The following is a 16,647-nucleotide window of genomic DNA, read 5'->3' as shown; positions in this document are numbered from 1 at the left end:
CAGAGATTACAGCACTCTTATTCAGACAATCTCGCTTCAAGCTCAGCTTTTTCTTTTTCGAAGCCTGGTTTGCCGAGCAGCGCAAACATGTTCTTCTTGTAAGCTTCTACGCCCGGTTGATCGAACGGATTTACGCCCAACAGGTAGCCGCTGATGCCGCAAGCTTTTTCGAAGAAATAAGCAAGATAGCCGAAAGAGTAAGGGCTCAAGTCAGGAATATTTACAATCAAGTTCGGTACTTGTCCGTCTGTGTGAGCCAGCAATGTACCTTGGAATGCTTTTTTATTTACAAAATCCACAGTTTTGCCTGCCAGGAAATTCAGTCCGTCCAGATCATCCTCATCTGCTTCGATGGTGATGTGACTAGGTACATTTTCTACTTGGATTACCGTTTCGAAAATATTGCGGCTGCCTTCCTGAATGAATTGTCCCATGGAGTGCAGGTCTGTCGAGAAATCAACAGAAGCAGGATAAATGCCTTTGTAATCCTTGCCTTCGCTTTCTCCGTACAACTGTTTCCACCACTCGGATACAAAATGAAGAGACGGCTCATAGTTTACGAGAATTTCAATTGCTTTACCTTTGCGGTACAAAGCGTTACGAACGGCTGCATATTGATAAGCCTCGTTCTCAGCTACATTCGGGTTGCTGTATTCTTTGGAAGCGTCTGCCGCCCCCTGCATCATTTCTTCGATGTTAATGCCTGCAGTAGCAATCGGCAACAAGCCTACTGCTGTCAGCACAGAGTAACGACCACCCACATCATCAGGAATAATGAAAGATTCGTAGCCTTCTTCGTTAGCCAGTTTTTTCAAAGCGCCACGTTCTTTATCGGTCGTTGCATAAATACGTTTGCGCGCTTCTTCTTTACCGTATTTTTTCTCCAGAGCTGCACGGAATACGCGGAATGCGATAGCTGGCTCTGTTGTCGTACCTGATTTGGAAATGACGTTCACAGAGAAGTCTTTACCTTCAATCAGTTCCAACAGATGATTCACATATGTAGAGCTGATGTTGTTGCCTGCAAAATAGATAGCTGGGCCCTTGCGTTGATCTTTAGGCAGTGCATTGTAGAAAGAATGCGACAGCATTTCGATCGCAGCACGTGCTCCAAGGTAAGAACCGCCGATACCGATTACGATCAGTACTTCGGAATCGCTTTGAATTTTAGCAGCAGCCTTTTGGATGCGCGCAAACTCTTCTTTATCATAATTGGTAGGCAGGTCGATCCAACCTAAGAAATCGGAACCTACACCGGTTTGGTTGTGCAGTTGCTCATGAGCCAGCTTGATAGGCTCTGCAAAATAATCAATTTCGTGCTGACCTACAAAGGAGAGAGCTTTAGTGTAATCAAAAATAACTTTTTTAGACATGTTTGGAACCTCCTGTTTGGTATTACTAAGACCATGAATACGAACATAAGGACTTAGGAATAGGATACTTTAATTTGCTGGGCCTGACAAGCTTGCGTTACCTATGTATCCTGTGCTTGACAGCCCCTCCTGTAGATAGGGTAGCATGCCCATGCTACAATTAACTGAGATCAACCTGTTTCAATATTCAATTCAGGGCCGACTCGCATCTGCATCGGACGGCAACTTCCAACAAGAAAGGTGATTAGCAATGAAAAACATCGGATTTATCGGACTGGGCACCATGGGCGCCCCGATGGCATCCAATCTGCTAAAGCAGGGATTCGGAGTCACAGTTTATAATCGCACCGCTTCGCGCTGCGAGCCACTGGAAGAGCAAGGCGCACGTACAGCTTCAACCCCTCGTGAAGCAGCTGAAGGTCAGCACTTGGTCATTACCATGGTCAGTGATGATCATTCCATTCGTGACATCTATTACGGCGAAGACGGTGTGTTTGCCGGCCTTACGGCTGGCATGACCGTGATGGACAACAGCACGATTTCACCTGAGCTGGTCAAACAACTAGCCGCCGAAGCGGACAAGCTGGGCTGTTCCTTCATTGATGCTCCCGTAACAGGCAGTAAGCCTGCCGCTGTAGACGGCACACTCGTGTTCATGGTTGGTGGTAATGCAGAAGCCATTGCGGCACAATCAGATGTTTTTGATACCCTGGGCAAAAAGGTACTTCATATGGGACCTAATGGAAGCGGGGCCGTAGCCAAGCTCGCTCATAATACGATGGTCGGTATTCATAACCTCGCTCTGGCTGAAGGCTTTGCTATCGCGGCTAAATCCGGCATCCCGGCAGACAGCTTCCTTGAATTGGTACAACTCGGATCGGCAGGCAGCAAGGCCGCTGACCTGAAAGGGCGCAAAATCATTGAGCATGATTTTAGCAACCAGTTCTCACTTGCCTTGATGCTTAAGGACTTGAAGCTTGCTTCCTCACTAACAGACAGCCTGTCCATCCCCGCACCTATGTTATCCATTGCCAAAAGCCTATTTCAAGCCGGGCAAACGCAAGGCTACGGCGACGAGGACCTATCCGCTGTCGTGAAGACATACGAAGCATGGATTGGCCGCACCATTGGTGGTCAACCTCTCGAATAAGCTGTACCTTTCTGTGTAACTATACTGCTGTGCTTGTGTACATATGGCATAGCTTTAGGGTAAGCACACTTAGCTTGAAGGCTGAGTGTGCTTACCCGTTTTAGCTTACTATTCGGGATAAGAACAGCAATAATCAGTTACACTTCGTACTTCCAGCTTGAAGGAAGACTTTGCAGGTACGTGAAAGGTTGCTGTCCCTTGTATTTCCAGCCATTCCTCAGTACCTGGAAGTAACACTCTCAGATCCCCTGCCAAAATCTCCATAATCTCACGGGAATCCGTGCCGAACTCGTACGTTCCTGGCAGCATAATCCCCAGTGTAACCTTACTACCGTCACCCAGGATGACTGTACGGCTTGTAACCTGACCATCGTAATAAACGTTTGCTTTTTTAACTACGCTTACTCCATCAAACTGTGTCATTCGTTATCCCCTCATCTGCTCTCAATGGTTGAATGAATATTGGTGCATCATAACATAGATTTGATTCCAGCTTCAGTATGAAAATACACACTGTATCACGTATACAATACACTGGAATTCCAAAGTGATCTTTTCGCAAAACATCAACTGTATGAAACAAACAGCCGTAAGCCTTACTCAGGTTACGACTGTCTGTTTTAGATGCTCCAATGTTTTATTTCAACAAAGCTTTCACACGGCTAACAACATTCTCTACTGTAAAGCCGTATTCCTTAATCACGCGATCGCCAGGTGCGGATGCGCCGAATGTACTGATACCGAGAATGTCGCCTTGGTCGCCAACATATTTTTCCCAGCCCAGTGGATATGCCATTTCTACAGCCAAACGAGCTTTCACTTCTGGCAGCAGAACGGAATCTTTGTATGCTTTGTCTTGTTTTTCGAACAGATCCCAGCTTGGGAAGCTGATAACACGTACTTGAATACCTTGTTCTGCCAGTGCTTCCTGAGCTTTAACAGCCAATTGCACTTCGGAGCCTGTAGCTAGAATTTGAGCAACTGGTTTGCCATCTGTTGCATCTGCAACCACATAAGCACCGCGTTTGATACCTTCGCGTGCATGCTCAGCACTAGCAGCCAGGATTGGCAGGTTTTGACGAGTTAATACCAGAGCAACCGGGTTTTTCTTGTTTTCCAGCGTGTAAGCCCAAGCAGCAGAAGTTTCATTACCGTCCGCTGGACGAATTACTGTCAAGTTCGGGATAATACGCAGGGAAGCCAATTGCTCGATCGGCTCATGAGTCGGACCATCTTCACCTACAGCAATACTGTCGTGAGTCAGAACGTAGGTTACAGGCAATCCCATCAGAGCTGCCAGACGAACGGCTGGACGCAGATAGTCTGTAAATACGAAGAATGTACCGCCGAATACTTTTACACCTTGGTGCAACGCCATACCGTTCATCGCAGCAGCCATACCAAATTCGCGGATACCGAAATAGATGTTACGGCCGGCGTAGTCTTCTGGCGTAAAGTTCGTCAGGTTGTTCAAATGTGTCATTGTGGAGCTCTCCAGATCGGCAGAACCGCCTGTCAGGAAAGGTACGTTTGGAGCCAATCCGTTCAAAGCATTACCAGAAGCTACACGAGTCGAAACGGCTTTGTCTTCAGTCGTGTACTTCGGAAGATCACGATCCCATCCTTCTGGGAGATCGCCGTTTACAGCTGTTTCGAACTGAGCTGCCAAATCAGGGTGAGCAGCTTTGTATTTGGCGAACTGTTCATCCCATGCTTTGTTCGCTGCGATACCGCGCTCTTTTACTTTAGCAAAATGCTCGCGAACCTCTTGTGGTACGTGGAAGTCCTCTTCGTATACCCATTTGTAGAATTCTTTAGTCAGCTTGGCTTCTTCTGATCCCAGTGGGGAACCATGAGTACCGCCGTGTCCGCCTTTACCTTGTTTGTTCGGGCTTCCGTAGCCGATGACTGTCTTCACTTCAATCAACGTAGGACGTGTCGAGTCGCCTTGCGCTTCTTCAATGGCTTTTTGGATGGCTGGAAGGTCGTTACCATCTTCTACGCGCAGTACTTGCCAGTTGTAAGCTTCAAAGCGTTTGGCAACACTCTCGGAAGAGGACAGATTAAGCTTGCCGTCCAGTGTAATATCATTGGAATCAAACAATACGATCAGTTTGCCCAGTTGTAAGCGACCAGCCAGCGAAGCAGCCTCGTGGGAAATACCTTCCATCAGATCGCCATCGCCGCAAATTGCATATGTGAAGTGATCTACAACTTTAAATTCGTCCTTATTATAGGTTGCGCCCAGTTGAGCTTCAGCCATTGCCATACCTACGGACATTGCTAGACCTTGTCCCAGAGGACCGGTTGTAGCATCTACACCAGCAGTGTGGCCAAACTCAGGGTGGCCCGGTGTAAGGCTGCCCCATTGACGGAATTGTTTCAGTTCTTCCATAGGAAGATCATAGCCGCTCAGGTGCAGAAGGCTGTATAGCAACATGGAACCGTGTCCTGCAGACAATACAAAACGGTCACGGTTAACCCATGTAGGTTGATCGGGATTATGATTCATCGTTTTAGCAAAAAGTTGGTATCCCATTGGCGCGGAGCCCATCGGCATACCAGGATGTCCCGAGTTTGCTTTCTCGATGGCATCAATTGCCAACGTACGAATAGTTGTGATGGACAAATTGTCGATCGTGGAGTTTTCATCCTTTTGAATCGCTTGGTTCTGGTCAGTCATGGTTAGCCTCCTCATATTGTAAAAAGTATGTCAATTGCATTCGGTCATACTCCCCAACATCACCGCCTGATACAAAAACGATATCTGTTGAAGTGAGTGAATCTGCTTGAATGTTTCAATATGACTTATACATTCTTAAGTATTGTACCATTTGCCGTGAAAGTTTGCCAGATCGTTTATAAAGATGATTGTGGGAAATGTAGTACCGTGTCCTCATATAAATATACCCGTAATGTATTAACCTCATTTAAAAAAATATAAAATCACAAAAATATTATGTACTGACCGGCTATAAGGCTAATAATTCACATGAGGATTTTGCAAAATCCTTATATAAAAAAACAAAGCCCGTTATGCGATGGGCTTTGTTTAACAAAAAATATAGATTCACAAATTTTTCCTAAAATTTTAAAATTAGTTAAAAACGACTGTTTTGTTCTCATGAACCAGAATACGATCCTCTGCATGCCACTTCACGGCTCTTGCCAAAACGACCCGCTCTATGGTGCGACCGATCCGTTTTAGCTCATTTACATCATCTCCGTGGCTTACACGCTGCACGTCCTGCTCAATGATCGGGCCGCCGTCCAATTCTTCAGTTACATAATGCGCAGTAGCACCAATAATTTTCACACCGCGATTATAGGCTTGGGCATATGGCTTCCCACCCACGAATGCAGGCAGAAAGGAATGATGGATATTGATAATTCGGTTGCGATAATGCTCAATAAACTTGGGAGATATAATCTGCATGTAACGGGCCAAAATGATAACGTCTATCTCTTCGCCAATAACCTCTAGTTGGCGACGCTCCGCCTCCGGCTTGGTATCGGCGGTTACCGGAATATGGTGATATGGGATACCAAACGATTCCACATACTCCTTCATATCCGGATGATTACTAACCACCAATGAAATATCCGCGTCCAGATCTCCTGCCTGCCATTGCCACAGCAGTTCTACCAAACAGTGATCTTCTTTGGAAACGAAAATGGCCAGTTTTTTCTTGCGGCTAACCGCAGAAATCGTCCACTCCATACGGAATTGCTCAGCAACAGCGGCAAAATCCTGCTCCAACTGTGGCTGGGTTGCACTCAAATTCGGCAGATCAAATTCAATCCGCATAAAAAACATACCGCCCGACGGGTCCATTGTATATTGGTCAGATTGAACGATATTGGCCCCATGCTCGTACAAAAAACGGGACACGGCCGCTACAATACCTGGTCCATCTGGACAAGATACAAGCATACGCGCGCGGTTTTCATGGGCTGATAGAGTGCTATTTGGCTGATGTTTTACGTGAATTTCCATGTGGCTATTAATCCCCCTTAGCTTATACCGTCACTGGCAAATGACTGCCGGCAAACCAGGCAATCAACCGTTGATTAATGTGTTCTTCGCTCAAATCTGGAAATAGTGCTGCTTCCGTTATCATGTCATACAGACGTTCCAACGGCTCACGTGGATCGGCTTTTCTTGCTTTGGCATCATTTTTCAGCAGAGCCCAGGTGTCCAGAACAAATTTGCGGACATCCACATCCTGTTTTTTGAAAAACGAATGCAATTGCTCTACCTGACCCAAAAACTCATCCCCAAAGCGCTCCTTTACATTTCCGCGAAGCAGGGCAATTTCAACCTCATACATCGGACGCTGAGTTTTGGCTTCCTTCCCAATCCATGGCGTCTCCAAAATAAACGGACGTCCTTGAAGTGCTTCATGATGCACCACATTATGAATAGTCTGATAGCCAATCCAGCCTGATCCGATCGGAGTATGGCGGTCTTTATGAGCGCCAACTGGATTTTTACTGTCATTAATGTGAACAACTGCAATGCGATTCAAGCCGACAATACGGTCGAACTGCTCCAATACACCGTCCAGATCATTTACGATATCATAACCCGCATCGTGAATGTGACAGGTGTCCATACAAACCGTAAGACGCTCGTTACGCTCTACTTTATCTATAATGGAGGCAATCTCCTCAAAGCTACGCCCCATTTCCGTTCCTTTGCCTGCCATCGTTTCAAGCGCGATGTTAACATCTGTCTCCTTCACGCCGTTCAGTACCTCGTTCAAACCATCGGCAATACGCCCGATTCCATATTCCGCATCCTTATCGGTAAAAGCGCCCGGATGCAGCACAATATTTTTCACACCTATCGCGTGTGTGCGCCGAATTTCCTCCTGAAGAAAGCTGACCGCAAGCTCATAGGTATTTTCTTTGTAAGAGCCAAGGTTGATGATATACGGGGCATGCACCACGATATCTTCCATTCCCTTCTCAGCCATTAACTGCTTGCCTTCCTCCAAATACATGGACTCCATCGGCTTACGACGCGTGTTTTGCGGTGCTCCCGTGTATATCATAAAGGAGCTGGACCCGTAAGTAGACGCTTCTTTTGTAGCGCTGAGCAGACCCTTGTCCGAGAAGGACACATGAGAACCAATTTTCAGCATGACCCTGATTCATCCCCTTATCCTGTTATGCTTGTCTTATTTTAATTTAATCATTTTAACGTGATTATTGAAATCAAACAACATAGCTTTTATGGCAACTTTCTTAAATCAGGATTTTGCAAAATTCGATTCCAGTCGCTCCAAAGTGCAATATACAGACGAACCAGACCATTTCGATCAATATATTCTTCATTGAAAGTCGCTTATTGGGCTTTTGCAAAATCCTCAAATAACTCTATTAAGGGAATACGTAGATAAAGTACACATCAGAATATATGTTAGTCAAACAGGGGTAAATAAAATCATGGATTGACACTTAACCGTATAAAGGACATTCATATGAAGTTTTTTTCTCTCGAAAAGGGTTATATTCTATAACGGATGTATTTTTGTGAATTGGAAGGAGAGCTGGCTCCATGAACATCATCGTATGTGGAGGAACTGGATTGGTGGGGAGTGCACTGGTCAAAAGCCTGCTAGACGACGGATACACCGTGAAAGTCGTTACCCGCAAGCCACTGGTAGGACACGAAGCGAGCCCCCGCTTGCAATATATGAGCTGGAACGAATTAAAACAAAAGCCTGAAGTACTGGAAGGCACAGATGCGGTCGTTAATTTAGCAGGCGAAACGCTGAATCAGCGCTGGACGGATAAGTCCAAACAAAGAATTCTTCAATCTCGACTGCTATCTGTTGCCCGGTTGGCTCAAGCATTGAATGCTCTACAAAAAAAACCGAAAGTAATCATTCAGGCTTCTGCTGTTGCCGCCTATGGTACATCCCTGACCGAAACATTCGATGAAACGAGCCCGCGCTGTTCGGGAGATTTTCTGTCTCAGGTGGTTGAGCAATGGGAAGAAGCAGCCAATGCCTACCCTTCTGAAGCCCGTTTAATTAAGTTACGCATTAGCCTTGTGCTGGACAGAAAAAAAGGGGCATTCCCACTCATGAAGATGCCTTATAGCTTCGGATTCGGCGGCAAAATAGGTAGCGGCCATCAATGGATGAGCTGGATTCATATTGAAGATATCGTTCGTCTGATCACGTACTGCATCCATACGACGGAAATTGTCGGGGCAGTGAATGCTTCATCACCACAACCCTTGACGAACGACCAGTTTGGGAGGACAGTAGCTACGGTATATCACCGTCCGTACTGGTTTCCCGTCCCCAGCATTCTCGTTTCAAAGCTAGTTGGTGAGATGAGCACGCTAGTATTGGATGGTCAGAAGGTGATACCGCGCAAAGCGCTGGAGCACGGATTTAAGTTTCACTATCCTTCACTTAAGGACGCTCTTAAAGAACTCCATTCTTCCCAAAAACAGCATTGAATTGAAAAAGAGGAACTCCTGGCTGGTAGGTAGTGTCACTACCAGCTTAGGGTTCCTCTTTTTAGTCAGATACAATCTCTCAAGCAGACTGCAAGTTATTAAGATGCCCCATTTTATTCCCATGAATAGTCCACTATTCATAAAGAAAGAAGCTCTGAATATAACAGGCCTCTTCTTGACATATATCCATATAACCTTCATTTATGATGCATTGGAGGATTTAAAAGAGTCCAACCGGTAAGTATAAGAAACTCCAGCGATTTTAAAAGTATCTCCATCCTTCATTGTGTACTCCTTATAAGGCACCATAGGCTCTCCATTCAGAACAGTTCCATTCGTCGAGGATAAATCCTTAACAATGTGGCTATGTTCTCCTGTAACTATGCAAAGCTCAATATGAGAACGGGAAGCTCCATCCGTATGCTCTACAAACTGAACCAGTTGCGGATCTCTCCCGATGATAAAACTGCCTGCAACGAATTGGTCTGGCTGCAACCGGATGCGCTCTGTCCCTCCACTACCTGGTGGCTTGCGATCCAGGCAAGCCATCGGTGATTGCTGCACTGGTGAAATCTGCATCTCTTGATCTGCACGAAGCAGCATCGTTTCCTGCTTAGATGCAGCATTTAGAAGCTCCGTTACCCCGGAGAGAGACTTATAATAAGCCTCGCTGGTATCACTGGCTTCCAATTCATTTCCCCGTTCCGCACCTTTCCACGATGGCTCGTGTAAGTCACAATTTGCTGAAGTTTTCTTACTATTTTCCGCAACTCGATTTCCCACGCTCTTAGATTCTGAGTTTGGAAAAGTCCATCTCCAGTCCTCCGGCCCTTGATCACTCGAATCGGAAGATTGCTTGTCTTGATGATGACGTCCCGCTACAAATCCGGTCAGCTTATCTACCTGATAACGATCATTTTTGCGCTGTGCTGGGGAAGAAGTAGTTCCTAACCATTCCGAATCCAATACAGGTACTGAATCGCTGTACATATGAGATGAAGTTCGATTGCGCTCCCATTTCCCCGTCCAGCTTATATAAGCAACAGCGGCAAGTACCAAGGTCAGCACCATGGAAATAATCAACGGTACCGTCTCTGGATGGTCCAGATAAATATAACGCCACACGATGGCCGAAGCGAGCAGACATCCGAGAGCAATGTAGGTTTTATATTTTTGCAATCCAGGCTCCACATCTTCTACTTCGTTTTCTGTTACATGCTCGGAATTCTCCTCTGGTTTCACGGACGGTTTGAGCCGATTGATCCGTTTAAGCTCCTGAATCTCCTGTAGAGTTTCCCGATGCTCTCGCGCGTATGTTCCGCCACGATCCGTATAGTTCCCCTGTGAGGTATGAGCAGATAGGATAGGATCGGCTGATGAAAAGGCTCGCTCTTCCATACTTTCTGCCTGCACGCTAGCACTCTCTGTACCAGCCTTCATTCCTTGCAACAGCAGTTCCTTTAGCAAACCCAATTCAAATTCATTTCTATCACACAGATCGAGTATGCGTTGTATATTTTCTCCCTGAAAGTGGGCCACACGAGTCATTAAACGAATAACCATCTGCTTAAATTGACTGCCTGTTTGCCCTGCATACTGTACACTGCGTAAAGGAACATAGGTTAAACTGGCGGTTTCCCTTGTACCTGAACCACTTAGAAAAATATAATCCTCGTGCAAAATAAACTGGCGAATATCTAACATATATTGCGGGCTGCGATGGAGGGCATCTGCCACTTCAAAAAGAATCCGGTAGAAATCAGAAGTCGACACGCCCCCACCTTTCCATAACTGGGAAAGCATGCGTTGCCCCGAAATGTCGTAATGTAACTCAATCTGAAAATCGACTTCCTTTATTCTAAGTTCCAGTAGACCGGGAATCCGATTACCAGTCATCATTCCAGTTTGCACGGAATTTAAATCATCGGTTTTGAGCCCGTCTTCCTTGTTTAGAATCATAAATGTCCCGCCGTTCCGGGCAAAATCCCTGCTTAAACCAAACAATTCATGACCTCCTTAACAATTTCCTATCTCCGTGAGGTAGCATGATCTCCCCCAGCGGACATGTCATGGCAAGAAGTAAAGATAAGCACTGATCGCCCCCGGAATGACTGCCGTCATAAAAGGAAACCTGAGGTGTGCTTCATTTCCACTGGTCAGTGCTTTTCCACTGCGAAATAGAAAAAATCCTCCTAAATTAAAAGCTACGCGCCGCAGTCTCATGATGGTTTCCCTCTTCCATAGCAAAATCCCTATGCCAATAATACCTGCAAAAAAAATCGAATATAAAGCTGACTGCCATGCAAAAGCGGCACCTGTCCATGCTCCAATCAAGCCGAACAGCTTCACATCTCCTGCACCAACAGCTCCCATCCAGTACAAAATCAGCATGAACCCAAATCCGGTACCCAGTCCAGCAACAGCAAATAAAAAACCGTGCCACCCCCCAAATAGAGTATTGAATACCAAGCCTACCACTATGCCGGGCAATGTAAGCTTATTAGGGATTTTCATGCTACGTAAATCCGTAACTAACGCAATCGCGAGCAGAACTCCGCATACAATATACATCCACGTCAATGCGATCTTCCCCCTTTATAAAAATAGAACTAGCAGACTGCCAAATCATTTTCCATCGTAGCTATCCCTACAAGTCTATATCCATCCTATCCATCAGCTGGCTTTTCCACGGTAAACGGAACTTCTATACGTTGACCATCCTCTGTTTCAATTACAAAGCTCCATTGACCAGGTGTTGTGTTCGTTCCCACAAACCAGTTCCATTCTATAATCCCGTCCGCGTTGGCAGAGGTCCAGCCCAAGTGCTGAGCTGTGCTTTCACCCGACTTATAAAGCACAGAAAGGTTAGCAGTCGTCCCAGGCTCAACCTTGGCCTTGATTAAATTGTACACACCCTTCACAGCAGGTTCAGGCTTAACGAGCAACTGTATGGAATGCTCCGCATCCTTGTCCCCCGTCGCATTTCCTGTACCTGCTCCTTCCCCTGTGTCGCCAATCCAAAGACGTTCCTCAGCTGCCGCCTGAAGCACAATGCTGCGATACAGAAAAGGAACCTTCATCGGCAGTTCATACGACAGTTCTACTCTAAAATAAGGGTCCTTAGTTCCTGTAAGAGCAGGTACATGTACGCTCGTTATATGAATACGGTCATATTCCAGAATGCTTTCCTCCATAAAAGGCTTTAGCATCGGCTTCAAAACAGGATCGAGTGCAGCTTCCGTAAATCGCCCCCGCAGTTCCTCCATCGGCTTTTGACCGCCCTGAACAGCGCTTTCTACCCAATCACCAATTGGAGGTGGCAACTGGGCAGCGAATTGGCTTGCATATTCACTCACAGATAACTTGGGCAGTTCATCCAGCGGTTCACGCACTGCATCTATTTTTGCGGACGCCGCCTCCACGGCTAGAGAAACTGGGTAGATTTTAGCCGAAACCTGTTTAACCGCTTCTGAAGCGGTGGTCTGCAACGCTGTAGATACCAGTGTCATCTGAACCATATAAATGAGAAAAATAATAAAAAACAGAAACATTGGCAACACCAATGACGCTTCTAAAACAATACTTCCTTGTTCACATTGCTTTTGTCCACAAACTTTCCGTAAACATCGATTAATAGGAAAAATGCGCTGTTTTCGTGACATAGTACACACTTCCCTTAATACTCTCGCCTTCTTTTGAGGCGGTCCCGAGCATCTTCATTACCCCAGGTAGAAACCACAGCCTCATCCCATTCTTGACCTCACCCGTTGCATACGTTTGCCGCTCAGCAGGATTGACATCTGTATTCAGACGGATCAGAGCCAGCATACGGGACATTTTTCGTTCATTATTGCTATGGAGCATCAGGAACAATCGCAAATGATCCTTGTATGTCATTCGAAATTTCAGAAAATCAGACAATGGCACGTCCCCCTTTTGTGCCAGCATAATCATGTCTTCTATCGCTTTTTCTACTCCATATAACAAAGCTGCCGCCAAAACGACCAACGGATTACCTTTTGAGCTGTTCTTAACCAATCCCTCCATTGTTCGAATGGCAAGTCTCATAGCAAAAATTTCCCCATAGGCGGATGCCAGATTACCCGTCGGATTATGGAACCCATACAGGATATACTCAACTTCCTGATTATTTACCTCTAGCTGATCTCCCAAAATCTGTGCAGCATTTCCCGCATTTCCACCCGATCCGGCCAAACTGCCAAAACGGCTGAAATCCACATGATGGAAGTAAGAAAGTGCGTATTCATTCTGGTAAAACTCGTCTCCCAGTTGAGTCAGTAAATTGGATGCCGATCCGTATAGACCATCCATACTATCCATAGAAGCTCCCGCTGCATCATAGGTGTCATAGGGCAAATCGGAGGAAACAGATGGACTGGATGTAGACTGGTTAAACGAAATACTTTCATTGTAATACCGCTCCAGATTTTGGAATTTTTCTGCATTTTGTTTACCCTTGGATAGAACCTCAATAATCCGATAGGCTTGTTTGAGCTTGTTTTTCGCCTCTTTTTCCATTTTCTTGCGTTCTTTGTCCGGGCCGCGTCGCGTATCCATCGTCCTGGCTTCACCGTCGAGTACATTGGCGGGTCCCGCCCAAGCATACGCATTTAAGTATTTATCTATCTCCTTGAGCGTAGAAGCGACTTCTTGCTTGAGCATGTCTGCATTCAAAAATGGATCTGTATAAAAGGATAACGTACGCATCATACTCGTTATTCTATTGTTAGCAGTATTTATAGAAGTCCGTTGCTTTTCAATTTCTGCTTCCCATTGCTCAAATTCCTTGTCTGGAATCAATAAATCCTCTGCTTTTTGCCGTGCGCTTCCTACCGACGGGTCTGCGTTGGAGCCTGCTCTGCTTGGAGTAGGGGCTGCTGAAACCTCATCGTAGCCTGCATTGGCCGCCCTCTGCTTATATTGGGCAATGACTTTGCGCATCTCTTCATTAATCTGTTGGGCCTCATTTAACGGTTCCTTGGCTTCCAGAAGCAACTTATCATGTTCTTCCCCAGCCTGAACCATGATCTGACGCAGGCGATCAAGCGCTGCCCTCGCTCTACGTGCATACTTTTCCATCTGCATGATTTTAACGTCGTCCACACTCTTCTTATTGTCTTCATATACATGTACGTAATGCTTATATTGAGCGGCAATATCGGCTACAACCTCAAGCGGGTCCCATATATACTGATTGGGCATATAGGTGCCCCTCTGTTTAATAATCCGCTTGCGAACCTCTTCCATATAAGCTCCTGCTTTACGCTGCTTCTCCAGCATGTCATCAAGTTTGGCCTCTCGTCTGTCGTATAGCTTTTGCAGCCGTTTCAGCAAATCTACCGTATGAGAAGCCTCTTTCATATTTTGAGAGAGCGGCTTCAGCTTTTCGAGCACTTCAAACGTAAAATCGACAGGTGCTTTATACTTCATCTCTTCACGGATCTGCTCGTTAAATATGGCATATTTACCAAGCTCCCTTTCCATTTGCAGGGAACTAGAATCCAGCTTCATATTCATAAGCGGTAGCGTTTCTGCGCGTGCCGTACGCCGCGCGCTATCATTCAGCACTTTGACCATAATTTGTTCTCCGCCGCCTTCGCCATAAGCAAACAAACCGTACTCCTGTTGTAATGTCGGATCATAAGCAGACATCACTGAACGAACCGCCGCATGGGTCAGCCGTTCGGTCTGCACATGCAGTGCAGCAATTCTCGCGTAATCAATAAATACAGCAATAAAACCGAACATGACCGCCAAAATCAGAATTAAAAAGACCGTGACAGCACCTGATTCCCCGTCCTTTGTATTGTGACCCTTACCAAACACCCGCTTCCTCCTTCCCAGTTACATTCCTATTCCTTACTTCTCACTGACCATTTTGACCATATTGCATCAATACTTTGCCTACAACTGCCGAATCTACCTTTTCACCTGATCCTCTGCCCATAAACTTCGCACCATAATAACGGACCAACTCCACCGTACGAATCCATTCCACAGGTTCGACCACGCCAGAGCTCATTTTCCCTTGCAAATCTGTCTGATCTAAAAACTGATTCAGCAAAGGTACCTTCACGATCTTATTTAACTTTGTGGTCACCTTACGGTGAATCATACTGTTCTCATATGTCATCTGCCCCTGCATGCCCGCAGGCATTTTATTTTCTGCATTGGACAGCTTTTGAGCAGGTAACGAACCTCCCCCATTGCCGCCCGGCACCTGTACATTTTCCTGATTGTTGGCTCCGGTCCAGCCAAACAGGGCTCCCAGCATAACATCATCCTTCAAGCGCCAATAGAGAGAATCCCGTTGCCCTTGCGCAAATGCTCCTGTACGTGGGTCCTTGAAGCTGTTATCCCAGCTGTAAGCGGCTCTTTCTGAAGCAGTAGAAGCGACTTGCACCAATATAGATTTTTGATATATATATAGGCAAAAAAATAACATCACAAAAATGACCAGCAGTAGAATGGGAAAGACGAGGGAAGCTTCCAAGGAGAAGCTCCCGTCCTCTTTTTGTGCCAATTTGCACAGCATTATGAATCCATAAAATCGTTACTTTTTTTATCCGCCTTTTTCAAAAGCCCTTCTACAATTTTCTTGATCTGATCCTTGAAAATAATTGCCACCGCAATCAGAATGGCAATGATCAGGATCATTTCTAACGTACCCAGACCATCCTCATCCTTGTACAATTTACGAATACTGCCCGTTACTAATGTCATCATCGTTGTATTCCTCCTACATATTCATCATCATTAAAGCCGGAGCGCCCACGAGCACAATTACCGTTAGCAAAATCAGCGCCATCGGGAATACCAGCTTAGATGAAGCCTGCTCCCCTCTTGTGCGGCTAATTGAAGTCCGCTTGCCCCATAACGTCTGGGACAACTCACGTAAAGCCATCACGAAATCGCTCCCGCCGCGCCTCATATTCAACAAAACTGTCGTCGTAAATACTGTCATTTCCTGAATACCACAACGTTTGCTCAGGTGCTCAAATGCCTGTTGAAAGGAAAAGCCGCTTTCCCATTCTGCCACCGTCTGCCTCAGTTCTCGATACAACGGATGTTCCGTATCCGCCCCTTTACGTTCCACGCAATGTAGCAATGCCCGTTGTACCGTCTCACCTGCACCTACTAAAAGCATCATTTTACTCAACAGTTCAGGCAGTTCCATTAAAATTTGCTGATCCCGCTTCTGTACTTTCCCGTGCAAATCCTTGATCAGCGCGATGGGTACCAGAAGACCAAGTCCCAATCCGAGCACCAGCCCGGTCGCATCCCCACCCAGCAAAAGCGATACTATAGCTCCACCAGCAGCCATCATATATCCGTAACCCAACATTTCTGCCAGAAAAAGCATCGTTTTTTCTCCGCTGTTGCGCATACCATACAGCTTTTGCACCGAACGCTGGAGCTTGAACATTAGCAAAGGCAGCCTATGAGTAGCACGTGAAGCATGAATCATGTGTACAAATGGGACTGAAAGTCTTTGCAGCCGCAGTCCCTCCAACTTCATATGGCGAAAATGCGCATACTTAGCACCGTGCATCTGGTTCAGCACCACCCAACCTCCCACTTGCAGAACCAGCATGACCAGACAAATCAACATCACCACACCCATC

Annotated in this window: 14 protein-coding genes; 2 read left to right on the top strand and 12 right to left on the bottom strand. The window is 46.0% G+C overall.

Features of this window, described 5'->3' with window-relative positions:
• Positions 1-17: 17 nt before the first annotated feature.
• Positions 18-1,373: a glucose-6-phosphate isomerase gene (locus MKX46_RS22405; RefSeq protein ID WP_013369975.1), complete on the bottom strand. Its 1,356-nt coding sequence runs from the start codon at positions 1,371-1,373 to the stop codon at positions 18-20.
• A gap of 250 nt (positions 1,374-1,623) precedes the next feature.
• Between MKX46_RS22405 and MKX46_RS22400 the strand changes: the two genes are divergently transcribed.
• Positions 1,624-2,523 (top strand): NAD(P)-dependent oxidoreductase, encoded by a 900-nt coding sequence (locus tag MKX46_RS22400; RefSeq protein WP_029516376.1) that lies wholly within the window; start codon positions 1,624-1,626, stop codon positions 2,521-2,523.
• 108 nt (positions 2,524-2,631) lie between these two features.
• On the opposite strand, the gene ppnP is transcribed toward MKX46_RS22400, so the two are convergent.
• From ppnP to MKX46_RS22380, 4 genes are all read right to left on the bottom strand, one after another.
• Positions 2,632-2,946 (bottom strand): pyrimidine/purine nucleoside phosphorylase, encoded by a 315-nt coding sequence (ppnP, locus tag MKX46_RS22395; RefSeq protein WP_013309288.1) that lies wholly within the window; start codon positions 2,944-2,946, stop codon positions 2,632-2,634.
• 214 nt (positions 2,947-3,160) lie between these two features.
• Complete coding sequence (gene tkt / locus MKX46_RS22390; protein WP_029516375.1) at positions 3,161-5,206, bottom strand: transketolase; 2,046 nt, start codon at positions 5,204-5,206, stop codon at positions 3,161-3,163.
• Positions 5,207-5,620: 414 nt separating this feature from the next.
• Complete coding sequence (gene purU, locus MKX46_RS22385; RefSeq protein WP_029516374.1) at positions 5,621-6,520, bottom strand: formyltetrahydrofolate deformylase; 900 nt, start codon at positions 6,518-6,520, stop codon at positions 5,621-5,623.
• A gap of 22 nt (positions 6,521-6,542) precedes the next feature.
• Positions 6,543-7,670, bottom strand: a complete 1,128-nt coding sequence (locus tag MKX46_RS22380) for a deoxyribonuclease IV (protein WP_029516373.1) — start codon at positions 7,668-7,670, stop codon at positions 6,543-6,545.
• Positions 7,671-8,086: 416 nt separating this feature from the next.
• Here MKX46_RS22380 and MKX46_RS22375 point away from each other — a divergent pair, with 416 nt between their 5' ends.
• The gene (locus MKX46_RS22375; protein ID WP_029516372.1) at positions 8,087-9,001 is read left to right on the top strand and encodes a TIGR01777 family oxidoreductase; all 915 of its coding nucleotides are present in this window, start codon (positions 8,087-8,089) and stop codon (positions 8,999-9,001) included.
• A 201-nt stretch (positions 9,002-9,202) separates the two neighbouring features.
• On the opposite strand, the gene MKX46_RS22370 is transcribed toward MKX46_RS22375, so the two are convergent.
• The 7 genes from MKX46_RS22370 to MKX46_RS22340 all read right to left on the bottom strand — a co-directional run bounded on the left by MKX46_RS22370 (position 9,203) and on the right by MKX46_RS22340 (position 16,646).
• On the bottom strand, positions 9,203-11,005 hold the full coding sequence (locus MKX46_RS22370; RefSeq protein ID WP_340884749.1) for a DUF6382 domain-containing protein: 1,803 nt from the start codon (positions 11,003-11,005) through the stop codon (positions 9,203-9,205).
• A gap of 63 nt (positions 11,006-11,068) precedes the next feature.
• On the bottom strand, positions 11,069-11,581 hold the full coding sequence (locus MKX46_RS22365) for an A24 family peptidase (RefSeq protein WP_025722689.1): 513 nt from the start codon (positions 11,579-11,581) through the stop codon (positions 11,069-11,071).
• Positions 11,582-11,667: 86 nt separating this feature from the next.
• The gene (locus MKX46_RS22360; protein ID WP_039269666.1) at positions 11,668-12,663 is read right to left on the bottom strand and encodes a TadE/TadG family type IV pilus assembly protein; all 996 of its coding nucleotides are present in this window, start codon (positions 12,661-12,663) and stop codon (positions 11,668-11,670) included.
• Positions 12,632-14,848 carry a hypothetical protein gene (locus tag MKX46_RS22355; RefSeq protein WP_341071801.1) on the bottom strand — a complete coding sequence of 739 codons (2,217 nt, stop codon included), beginning with the start codon at positions 14,846-14,848 and terminating at the stop codon, positions 12,632-12,634. Before MKX46_RS22355 ends, MKX46_RS22360 begins: the two co-directional genes overlap by 32 nt.
• A gap of 40 nt (positions 14,849-14,888) precedes the next feature.
• Positions 14,889-15,557 carry a TadE family protein gene (locus MKX46_RS22350; RefSeq protein ID WP_069012192.1) on the bottom strand — a complete coding sequence of 223 codons (669 nt, stop codon included), beginning with the start codon at positions 15,555-15,557 and terminating at the stop codon, positions 14,889-14,891.
• A complete protein-coding gene (locus MKX46_RS22345; protein ID WP_013309278.1) occupies positions 15,557-15,748 on the bottom strand; it encodes a Flp1 family type IVb pilin in 192 nt (63 codons plus the stop codon). The genes MKX46_RS22350 and MKX46_RS22345 overlap by 1 nt, the downstream gene beginning before the upstream one ends.
• 13 nt (positions 15,749-15,761) lie before the next feature.
• A complete protein-coding gene (locus MKX46_RS22340) occupies positions 15,762-16,646 on the bottom strand; it encodes a type II secretion system F family protein (RefSeq protein ID WP_340884746.1) in 885 nt (294 codons plus the stop codon).
• Position 16,647: the final 1 nt, after the last annotated feature.

The sequence above is a fragment of the Paenibacillus sp. FSL P4-0113 genome (assembly GCF_038009305.1).
Lineage (GTDB): Bacteria > Bacillota > Bacilli > Paenibacillales > Paenibacillaceae > Paenibacillus > Paenibacillus polymyxa_D.
The sequence above is the reverse complement of the archived record's forward strand: the minus strand, read 5'-3'. Positions and strand labels throughout refer to the sequence as shown.

Excerpts from the sequence above, each read along its gene's own strand:
- MKX46_RS22405 (WP_013369975.1), bottom strand. The coding sequence starts at position 1,373 with ATGTCTAAAAAAGTTATTTTTGATTACACTAAAGCTCTCTCCTTTGTA.
- MKX46_RS22375 (WP_029516372.1), top strand. The coding sequence starts at position 8,087 with ATGAACATCATCGTATGTGGAGGAACTGGATTGGTGGGGAGTGCACTG.
- MKX46_RS22345 (WP_013309278.1), bottom strand. The coding sequence starts at position 15,748 with ATGATGACATTAGTAACGGGCAGTATTCGTAAATTGTACAAGGATGAG.
- MKX46_RS22380 (WP_029516373.1), bottom strand. The coding sequence starts at position 7,670 with ATGCTGAAAATTGGTTCTCATGTGTCCTTCTCGGACAAGGGTCTGCTC.
- ppnP (WP_013309288.1), bottom strand. The coding sequence starts at position 2,946 with ATGACACAGTTTGATGGAGTAAGCGTAGTTAAAAAAGCAAACGTTTAT.
- purU (WP_029516374.1), bottom strand. The coding sequence starts at position 6,520 with ATGGAAATTCACGTAAAACATCAGCCAAATAGCACTCTATCAGCCCAT.
- MKX46_RS22340 (WP_340884746.1), bottom strand. The coding sequence starts at position 16,646 with ATGGGTGTGGTGATGTTGATTTGTCTGGTCATGCTGGTTCTGCAAGTG.
- MKX46_RS22350 (WP_069012192.1), bottom strand. The coding sequence starts at position 15,557 with ATGCTGTGCAAATTGGCACAAAAAGAGGACGGGAGCTTCTCCTTGGAA.
- MKX46_RS22360 (WP_039269666.1), bottom strand. The coding sequence starts at position 12,663 with ATGTCACGAAAACAGCGCATTTTTCCTATTAATCGATGTTTACGGAAA.
- MKX46_RS22400 (WP_029516376.1), top strand. The coding sequence starts at position 1,624 with ATGAAAAACATCGGATTTATCGGACTGGGCACCATGGGCGCCCCGATG.
- tkt (WP_029516375.1), bottom strand. The coding sequence starts at position 5,206 with ATGACTGACCAGAACCAAGCGATTCAAAAGGATGAAAACTCCACGATC.